This window comes from Kiloniellales bacterium, from assembly GCA_030066685.1.
In the GTDB taxonomy this organism is placed as follows: Bacteria; Pseudomonadota; Alphaproteobacteria; order Kiloniellales; family JAKSBE01; genus JAKSBE01.
In genome coordinates this window covers 140,812-149,882 of record JASJBF010000018.1, presented here as the reverse complement: position 1 = coordinate 149,882, position 9,071 = coordinate 140,812, and the positions used below count along the sequence as shown (strand labels likewise).

Annotated in this window: 9 protein-coding genes and 1 tRNA gene; 5 read left to right on the top strand and 5 right to left on the bottom strand. The window is 69.5% G+C overall.

Going from position 1 to position 9,071, the window contains the following annotated elements:
- A partial coding sequence (locus tag QNJ30_12135) for an rRNA cytosine-C5-methylase (protein MDJ0944211.1) occupies nt 1-268 on the bottom strand: 268 nt, incomplete at its 3' end.
- A 467-nt stretch (nt 269-735) separates the two neighbouring features.
- Between QNJ30_12135 and QNJ30_12130 the strand changes: the two genes are divergently transcribed.
- Genes QNJ30_12130 through cynS form a run of 4 tightly spaced genes read left to right on the top strand, consistent with a single transcriptional unit; the run spans nt 736 to nt 4,442 of the window.
- Complete coding sequence (locus QNJ30_12130; protein MDJ0944210.1) at nt 736-2,157, top strand: CmpA/NrtA family ABC transporter substrate-binding protein; 1,422 nt, start codon at nt 736-738, stop codon at nt 2,155-2,157.
- On the top strand, nt 2,157-2,999 hold the full coding sequence (gene ntrB, locus QNJ30_12125) for a nitrate ABC transporter permease (protein ID MDJ0944209.1): 843 nt from the start codon (nt 2,157-2,159) through the stop codon (nt 2,997-2,999). The genes QNJ30_12130 and ntrB overlap by 1 nt, the downstream gene beginning before the upstream one ends.
- Before the next feature lie 19 nt (nt 3,000-3,018).
- Nucleotides 3,019-3,930 (top strand): ABC transporter ATP-binding protein, encoded by a 912-nt coding sequence (locus QNJ30_12120; GenBank protein MDJ0944208.1) that lies wholly within the window; start codon nt 3,019-3,021, stop codon nt 3,928-3,930.
- A gap of 32 nt (nt 3,931-3,962) precedes the next feature.
- Nucleotides 3,963-4,442, top strand: coding sequence for a cyanase (cynS, locus tag QNJ30_12115; GenBank protein MDJ0944207.1), 480 nt, complete (start codon nt 3,963-3,965; stop codon nt 4,440-4,442).
- Nucleotides 4,443-4,465: 23 nt separating this feature from the next.
- Here the strand turns inward: cynS and guaB are convergent, their stop codons facing one another.
- From guaB to QNJ30_12100, 3 genes are all read right to left on the bottom strand, one after another.
- Nucleotides 4,466-5,926 carry an IMP dehydrogenase gene (gene guaB / locus QNJ30_12110; protein ID MDJ0944206.1) on the bottom strand — a complete coding sequence of 487 codons (1,461 nt, stop codon included), beginning with the start codon at nt 5,924-5,926 and terminating at the stop codon, nt 4,466-4,468.
- 116 nt (nt 5,927-6,042) lie between these two features.
- On the bottom strand, nt 6,043-6,813 hold the full coding sequence (locus tag QNJ30_12105) for an RlmE family RNA methyltransferase (GenBank protein ID MDJ0944205.1): 771 nt from the start codon (nt 6,811-6,813) through the stop codon (nt 6,043-6,045).
- Between the two features lie 7 nt (nt 6,814-6,820).
- Nucleotides 6,821-7,918: a Ppx/GppA family phosphatase gene (locus QNJ30_12100; protein ID MDJ0944204.1), complete on the bottom strand. Its 1,098-nt coding sequence runs from the start codon at nt 7,916-7,918 to the stop codon at nt 6,821-6,823.
- Between the two features lie 241 nt (nt 7,919-8,159).
- Here QNJ30_12100 and QNJ30_12095 point away from each other — a divergent pair.
- Nucleotides 8,160-8,233 (top strand) — tRNA-Gln (locus QNJ30_12095).
- A 40-nt stretch (nt 8,234-8,273) separates the two neighbouring features.
- Here QNJ30_12095 and QNJ30_12090 read toward each other — a convergent pair.
- Nucleotides 8,274-9,035 carry a Calx-beta domain-containing protein gene (locus QNJ30_12090; protein MDJ0944203.1) on the bottom strand — a complete coding sequence of 254 codons (762 nt, stop codon included), beginning with the start codon at nt 9,033-9,035 and terminating at the stop codon, nt 8,274-8,276.
- Nucleotides 9,036-9,071 lie beyond the last annotated feature (36 nt).

Sequence of the window (9,071 nt, the reverse complement as noted above, 5' to 3'; positions counted from 1 at the left end):
GACTCTCGCCGTCGATCAGCAGCAGGCCGGCCAGGACCCGGTGGCGCGCCTGCGCCGCCGCCAGGCCGGCCCGCGCGCACCACCAGTCGAGCCGGGCCCGGGCCCGCAACAGGGCGAAGACCCGCTGGCCGAGCGCCCGGCGGTCCTTGGCGCCGATGAAGCGGCGGGCACGCAGATAGGCGGTGACCGTCTTGTCGGCCGGCGCCTCGGCGGCCTCGACCTGCTCCAGGATCTCGATGGCGGCGGCGATGCGGGCGGCGGGGGTCATCCGTCAGACCCCAGACGGCGTGAAGGTCTCAGATACATCGGACCGGCATAAAGACCTCGGAACGGCGACGAGCGCAAGACGCTGCTCGGCGTGGATACAGCGACCGCGGGCCGGCGCCCTGGGCGGCGAAATCGGCGCCGGCGCGGGGACAAAACTGCTCACGATCGTGACACCCACTGCCCATCACCTGGGCAGCGGGGTGAGATTTTTCATCCATGACACCCGGCGGCCTGCCGTCGAGTTGATTGTTTACAAAACCTTGGGCCGATTGGCACGGCGTTTGCTCGGAAAAGGTCCGGCGAAACCTTTCCGGGGGTCTGTGACCGCAGGCCCGAAAAAGGAAAGGAGGCCACGCAAAGCCGCATCGGAGGGTCCACCTCGGGCCCGGGATGCGGCTTGTCGTGTTTTTGGAGACGGGTGGCGAGGTCCGGAAGCGATCGAGGCGAAATTCCGGGGAGATGGAACAAATGAGCTTCAAGGACCCTTTCGACGCAGAAAGCGACATCGGCGCCGGCTGCAGCTGCGGACGGCACCGCAGCCAGGCGGAACATGATGCGGCAGACCGCGATGATCGGGCCGCAGGGGCGGCCGAAGGAGCGTCCCAAGGCCCGCTGCGACCCGAAGTCTCCTCGACCGAGGAAGCGCTGGAACGCAGCGTCGAAGCGGCGGTGCTCGAGGGGCTCTTCGGCGGCAACGCCCGGCGTCGGGCTTTCCTGAAGGCGGTCGGCGGTGCGACCGCGCTGGCGGCGATCAGCGAGTTCTTTCCGCTGGCCGCGGCCAAGGCCCTGGCCGCCGAGAGCCGAGGCAAGCTGGAGAAGACCAAGCTCAACGTGGGCTTCGTGCCGATCACCTGCGCCACGCCGATCATCATGGCCCACCCGATGGGCTTCTACGAACGCTACGGCCTGGACGTGGACGTCATCAAGACCGCCGGCTGGGCCGTCGCCCGCGACAAGTCGTTGTCGGGAGAGTACGACGCGGCGCACATGCTCACCCCCATGCCCTTGGCGATCACCCTGGGCGCCGGCTCCAGCGCAACGCCCTGGACCATGCCGGCGGTCGAGAACATCAACGGCCAGGCGATCACGCTTTCGGTCAAGCACAAGGACAAGAACGATCCGAAGCAATGGAAGGGATTCCGCTTCGCCGTGCCCTTCGACTACTCGATGCACAATTTCCTGCTGCGGTACTACGTCGCCGAGCACGGCCTCGATCCGGATCAGGACATCCAGATCCGCGTGCTGCCGCCGCCGGAAATGGTGGCGAACCTCGCGGCCGACAACGTCGACGGCTATCTGGCGCCGGATCCCTTCAACCAGCGTGCGGTCTACGATGGCGTCGGCTACATCCACAAGCTGACCAAGGAGATCTGGGAAGGCCACCCCTGCTGCGCCTTCGCCGCCAGCCAGGCCTTCGTGGACGAGAACCCCAACACCTTCATCGCGCTCTACAAGGCGATTATCGACGCAACCCAGTACGCCTCGCGTCCCGAGAACCGCAAGGAGGTCGCGGCCGCGATCGCACCGCGCAACTACCTCAACCAGCCGGTGACCGTGGTCGAGCAGGTCCTGACCGGCACCTTCGCCGACGGCCTGGGCGGCATCCAGAAGGTTCCCGACCGCATCGACTTCGATCCCTTTCCCTACCATTCGATGGCGGTCTGGATCCTGACCCAGATGAAGCGCTGGGGCTACATCGACGGCGATCTCGACTACAAGGCCATCGCCGAACAGGTCTACCTGGCCACCAAGGCCAAGACCGTCATGGCGGAAATGGGCCTGACCCCGCCGGAGGTGACCTATCGGTCCTATGAGATCATGGGCAAGACCTTCGATCCAAACGAGCCCGAGGCCTACGTGCGTTCCTTCGCGATCCGGCGGAGCGCGTGATGCCGCACCAGGCCCTGCGGGCCCGCGCGGCCTTCCTCTCCGTCGTCATCCTGGCCGTCGGCCTGCTCCTCTGGCAGGCCGCGGTCGGCGGCGGCGGCGAGGACACCAGCGGAATGAGCGACGAGCTGGCGGCGCTGCTCGGGCCGCAGGCGAAGGGACAATCGGCCTTTCCGCCACCGGCCGCCGTCCTCGGCGAGCTCTGGCGGCATGTCTCCGATCCCTTCTATGACGCCGGGCCGAACGACAAGGGCATCGGCATTCAGCTGGCCTATTCGCTGTTGCGGGTCGGCCTCGGCTTCCTGATGGCCGCAGCGGTCGCGGTGCCGATCGGCTTCCTGATCGGCATGAGTCCGCTCATGCAGAGAGCGCTGGATCCCTTCATCCAGATCCTGAAACCGATCTCACCCCTGGCCTGGATGCCGCTGGCGCTCTACACGATCAAGGACTCCAGTGTCAGCGCCGTCTTCGTGATCTTCATCTGCTCGATCTGGCCGATGCTGCTGAACACGGCCTTCGGCGTCGGCGCCGTGCGCCGGGAGTACTTGAACGTCGCGAAGACCCTGGAGCTGGGGCCGCTCAGGACCGCGCTGCGGATCATCCTGCCGGCGGCGGCGCCGACGATTCTGACCGGGATGCGGATCTCAATCGGCATCGCCTGGCTGGTCATCGTGGCCGCGGAGATGCTCGTGGGCGGCACCGGGGTCGGCTACTTCGTCTGGAACGAGTGGAACAACCTGTCGATCACCAACGTCATCGCCGCGATCTTCTTCATCGGCCTCACCGGCATGCTCCTCGACCAAGCCCTTGGCCTGCTGGCGCGGGCGGTCAGGTACGAAGACTAGGAGCCAGCGAGGAAAGCGAATGTCCCAAAGCTTCATCAGCATCGAAGGCCTCGCCAGGCGCTTTGCCGAGCCGGATGGCAAGGACTCGCTGACGGTCTTTCGGGATCTCTGGCTCAGGATCGAGAAGGGCGAGTTCGTCTGCATGATCGGCCACTCGGGCTGCGGCAAGACCACGCTGCTGAACTGCCTGGCCGGGCTCGATTCGCCCAGCGAGGGCGGGATCATCCTCGACGGCCGCGAGATCACCGGCCCGAGCCTCGACCGCGCGGTGATCTTCCAAAGCCACGCCCTGATGCCTTGGCTGTCGGCTCTGGACAACATCGCGCTCGCGGTCTCTTCGCGCTGGCCGGCATGGGACAAGGCCAAGGTCCGCGCGCAGTGCCTGCGGTACATCGCCCTCGTCCACCTCGAGGGCGCCGAAGACAAGAAGCCGGCCCAGCTCTCGGGCGGCATGAAGCAAAGGGTCGGCATCGCGCGGGCACTCGCGATCGAGCCGCAGATCCTGCTGATGGACGAGCCCTTCAGCGCGCTCGACGCCCTCACCCGCGGCAGCCTGCAATCCGAACTGCTTTCGATCTGCGCGGCGACCCAGCAGACCAGCTTCATGATCACCCATGACGTCGATGAAGCGATCTTTCTCGCCGACAAGATCGTGCTCATGACCAACGGTCCGGAGGCGAAGATCGCCGAGATCGTCGCCAACAGCTTGCCTCGGGATCGAAGCCAGGCGGAGATGCACAGGCATCCCGACTACTACCCCCTGCGCAATCACTTGGTCGACTTTCTAGTGTCCCGCTCCCGCAATTTCGACGCGGAGCTCGTCATCGGCGGCTGGGACCCGAGGCGGCCGCCGATCACCACCCCGGGCGCCTCCTCGGCGCAGTTCGCCGCGCCGCCCGAGGCCAGCCCTGCAAACCGGGCCTCGGCCTGAGCCCCATCACGCAAGCGAAAGGAACCACCGCCATGGAGCACTTCACCATCACCAAAACGGCCGGCGGCGCCATCGACCGCGACTCGCTGACCACCAAGATCGTGGCGACGATGAAGGCCAAAAAGCTGACCTTCGCGGGCGTGGCCGCGGAGATCGGCCTGTCGCCGGTCTTCACCACTGCCGCGCTGCTCGGCCAGATGGCCCTGCCCGAAGACGCGGCGGCCAAGGCCGCCGAGGTGCTTGGCATTCCCGAAGCGGCGGAGGTCCTGGCGGAGATACCTTCGCGCGGTTCTCTGGGCATGGCGGTGCCAACGGACCCGCTGATCTACCGCTTCTACGAGATCGTCCAGGTCTACGGCACGACCCTGAAGGCCTTGATCGAGGAAGAGTTCGGCGACGGCATCATGTCGGCCATCGACTTCGACATGGCGATCAGCCGGATCGAAGACCCCGCCGGCGACCGGGTCAAGGTGGAGATGACCGGCAAGTTCCTGAAGTACAAGAACTACTAAGAGGCCTCAGGCTTCGCGGAGGCTCAGCCGTTGCGGTAGTTCGGCGCTTCCCGGGTGATCGAGACGTCGTGCACGTGGCTTTCCCGCAGGCCGGCGTTGGTGATCCGCTGCAGCCGGCAATTGCGCTGCATCTGGGTGATGTCGGCGTTGCCGGTGTAGCCCATGGCCGCGCGCAGGCCGCCGACCAGCTGGTGGATGACGTTGCCGACCGGGCCCTTGTAGGGCACCCGGCCCTCGACGCCCTCGGGCACCAGTTTCAGGGAGTCCGCGACCTCCTGCTGGAAGTAGCGGTCGGCCGAGCCGCGCGCCATGGCGCCCAAAGAGCCCATGCCGCGGTAGGACTTGTAGGACCGGCCCTGATAGAGGAAGACCTCGCCCGGGCTCTCGTCGGTGCCGGCAAAGAGCGAGCCGATCATGACGCAGTCGGCGCCGGCGGCGATGGCCTTGGCGAGGTCGCCGGAGAACTTGATCCCGCCGTCCGAGATCACCGGGGTCCCGGCGGCGCGGCAGGCCTCGAGCACGTTGAGGATCGCGGTCAGCTGCGGCACACCGACGCCGGCGACGATCCGCGTGGTGCAGATCGAGCCCGGGCCGATGCCGATCTTGACCGCGTCCGCGCCGGCGTCGATCAGGGCCTTAGCGCCCTCCGCGGTGGCGACGTTGCCGGCGACGATCTCGACCTTGTTGGACAGCCGCTTGACCGCGCTCACCTGGTCCAGCACGCCCCGGGAATGGCCGTGCGCCGTGTCGACCACGATGACGTCGACCTCGGCGTCGATCAGCGCCTCGGCACGGACCAGGCCGGCCTCGCCGACCCCGGTCGCCGCGGCGACCCGCAGGCGGCCCTTCTCGTCCTTGCAGGCCTCCGGATAGGCCTGGGCCTTCTCCATGTCCTTGACCGTGACCAGGCCGATGCAACGGTAGTCCTCGTCGACCACCAGCAGCTTCTCGATCCGGTGCTGGTGGAGCAGGCGCTTGGCCTCCTCCAGGTCGACGCCCTCGCGGACCGTGACCAGGCCCTCGTGGGTCATCAGCTCGGCGACCGGCTGCTTGAGGTTCTCGGCGAAGCGCACGTCGCGGTTGGTCAGGATGCCGACCAGCCGGCCGTCGCCCGGCTCGACCACCGGGATGCCCGAGATGCCGTGGCCGCTCATCAGGTCCAGCGCCTCGGCCAGTGTCTGCTCGGGGCCGATGGTGACCGGGTTGATCACCATGCCGCTCTCGAACTTCTTGACCTTGCGGACCTCGTCGGCCTGGTGCTCGGCGTCCAGGTTCTTGTGGATCACGCCCATGCCGCCGGCCTGGGCCAGGGCGATGGCGAGGCCGCTCTCGGTCACCGTGTCCATGGCGGCCGAGACGATCGGGATGCCGAGCTCGATGCTGCGGGTGAAGCGGGTGCGGGTCTCTGCCTGGGCCGGCAGGATGGCGGATTCCGAGGGCTCCAGAAGGACGTCGTCGAAGGTCAGAGCCTCGCGGATTTCCATGCCAAACACCCCTCGGTGAGTTGGCGCGCCATCATACACAAGGACCGGTCCCTGCCAAGCCAAGAACCCGGCCCGGCGGCGCAGGGCAGCCATGCGGCGGCCGGAACGCGCGGGATTCAGCCCTCCGGCCCCGCGGCCTCCGCCTCCGGGCGGCCCCGGAAGCCAGTGGCGACGACGTAGAGCTCGGCCGAGTCGGCGCGGCTCGCCAGCGGCTTGACGTGGTGGACCCTTCGGAAGGACAGCCGGAGGCGCTTCAGCAGCTCGGGCTCGCTGCCGCCCTGCAACACCTTGGCGACGAAGCAGCCGCCCGGGGCCAGCACCGCCTCGGCGAAGTCCAGGGCCGCCTCGGCCAGGGCGACGATCCGCAGGTGGTCGGTCGGCCGGTGCCCGGTCGCCGGCGCCGCCATGTCGGAGAGCACCGCGTCTGCGACGCCCTCCCCGGGCGCGCCACCCAGCAGTACGGTCAGCCGCTCCAGGCAGTCCTCCTCCAGGAAGTCGCCGCGCAGGATCTCGGCCCCGGCGACCGGCTCCATCTCCGAGACGTCGAGCCCGACCACCCGGCCGCGCTCGCCGACCCGTTCGACCGCCACCTGGGTCCAGCCGCCCGGCGCCGCCCCCAGGTCGACGACCCGCGCCCCCGGCCTCAGCAGGCCGTAGCGCTCGTCCATCTGGATCAGCTTGAAGGCCGCCCGCGAGCGGTAGCCCAGGCGCCCGGCCTCGGCGACGTAGGGATCGCTGAGCTGGCGCCGCAGCCAGCGGGTCGAGGAGAGCTTGCGCCCCCGGGCCGTGCGCAGCTTCTGCTTGACGTTGCGGCCCCGCAGGCCGCCCGTGCCTCGGCCGGACCCATGGCCCCCGCCCCCGGGGGGGCGCTTCGCGCCCTTGCTCATGACCGTATCATTCCTGGCGCCCTGGTCCTTGGCGACCGGCCCAGCCCGCCACGGCGGCGCCGTTCATCAGGTGGTAGAGGATGCCCTCGCGCAGGCCCCGGTCGGCGACCCTGAGCCCGTCGACCGGCCAGAGCGTGCAGAGCGCCTCCAGGATCGCGCAGCCGGCCACCACGAGGTCGGCCCGGTGCTCGCCGATGCAGGGGTGACCGACCCGCTCCTCGTAGCCCATGGCACGGATCCGGCGGACCGTCCCCCGGACCTCCTCCAAGGTCAGGCGGCAGCCGTCGATCCGCCGGCGGTCGTAGCGCTTGAGGCCGCGGTGGACTCCGGCCAGGGTGGTCACGGTGCCGGAGGTGCCGAGCATCTGGACCTCGCCGGCCGCCACCGCCGCGCCCAGGCCGTGGGCCGCCTCGAAGGGCGCGAAGGCGGCGCGGACCTCGGCGACCATGGCGCGATAGGTCTCGGTCTTGATCCGGTGGCCGCCGAAGCGCTCGGCGAAGCCGACCACGCCGAGGGGCAAGGAGACCGAGGCCAGGATCTCGAGCCCGTCTAGCGCCGCGCCGCCGGCGGCCGGACCGCCCGGCGAGGGATCGAGGGCGATCCAGGTCACCTCGGTGCTGCCGCCGCCGATGTCGAAGACGAGGGCCCGGCGCCGCGCCCGGCTCAGCAGAGGCGCGCAGCCGGTCAGCGCCAGCCGGGCCTCCTCCTCGCTGGAGATGATCTCGAGCTCGAGGCCGGTGCGGGCCCGGACCCGCGCGACGAAGCCATCGCAGTTGTCGGCGGCCCGGCAGGCCGCGGTCGCCACCGCCCGGGCCCGGGCCACCCGGCGGCGCCGCATGCGCTCGGCGCAGGCGTCCAGGGCTTCGAGGGTCCGGGCCATGGCCGCCTCCGAGAGTCGGCCGCTGGCCTCCAGGCCCTCGCCCAGGCGGCAGATCCGCGAGTAGGCCTCGACCACTCGGAAGCCCTTGGCCGAGGGCTTGGCGACCAGCAGGCGGCAGTTGTTGGTGCCCAGGTCGACCGCGGCATAGGGCCCGCGCGGCCCCGCCGCCGCGCCTTCTGGGCCTCCTGCCGTCTGCTTCGCTTCGGGTCCTTCGAGCGGCGCCAAGATCCTCCCCCGCGGGCTCCAGGCTGCTTGGAAAGCCGGGCCCCGGGCGGGGCCGCCTGACGAGGCAGGGAGTCTAACCCCGAAGCGCCACCCGAGGCCAGAGCCCGCGCCGGAGGCCCCGGGGCCATGGGACCCAATTCCACGGATTTGGGTTGAATTCCGCCCCCCGCTCGGCCTACATAGGGGCCACCGCGGGCCTCCCGAAGGGCGCGCTCCGGGCTGCGCAAGGCCCGGCCCCTGCTGGGGGATAGTTTAACGGTAGAACTCTCGGCTCTGGACCGAGCAGTCCAGGTTCGAATCCTGGTCCCCCAGCCAACCTATTTTTCAAGTTCTCCTTTGAACACAGCCTATTCGGCTACTGCTGCGCTTCCTGGGGCGGTTCGTCGTCGAGGATCTTGGCCGCCGCGCGCTGGACCTTGACCTCGGAGAGGTCCATGTCGCTGGTGACCAGGAGCTCGAAGCTCTCGTCGCCCTCCGCCAGCTGGTCGTCGAGCAGGGTGATGGTGACCACGGCGCTGGTCGCGCCGGGGGCGAGGATCACGCTGCCGCGCGCCGCCTCGTAGTCGCTGCCGGCCATCGCCGTGCCGTCCGCCGTGGCGTAAATCAGCAGCACCTCCGCCTTGACCGGCCGCGACAGGGCGAGCTCGAAGACCATCTCGGCGGCGGCTTCGCTCTCCTCGGCCGAGGCCACGGTGATCTTCGGGATGACGCGGCGCTCCTCGAGGACCTTGCGGCCCTTGACCATGAGGACGGCCTCCGCGGTGTCGATCTCGTAGACGCCCTGGTCCCAGCCCAGGAGGTCGCCGGCGACCTTGCCCGCCTTGCCGGCCTTGAGCTCGACCCGTTGGACCGCGCTGCGGCCGACCTGGACCAGGGCCCCGCTGGTCTCGCGGATCATCAGCGAGCTGCCGCGGGCGTAGACGATCTCGCCCTCGATCCGCCGGCCGTCCTCCAGGGTGAAGCTGGCGCCCAGCGCCGCCTGGGCGCCGCAGAGCCAGGCGGCGGCGAGCAGCGGCAGGGCCAGAGCCCGGCGCGCCGCCCGCTCGCCCGCGCCCCCCGGTGCCGGCCGCCTCGCCGCAGTCCGCCTGCGGCCCCGATCTCCGTGAGTCTCATCCATCCGTCCGCTCCGCCCTTCCATTGCCGCCCTGCGCAT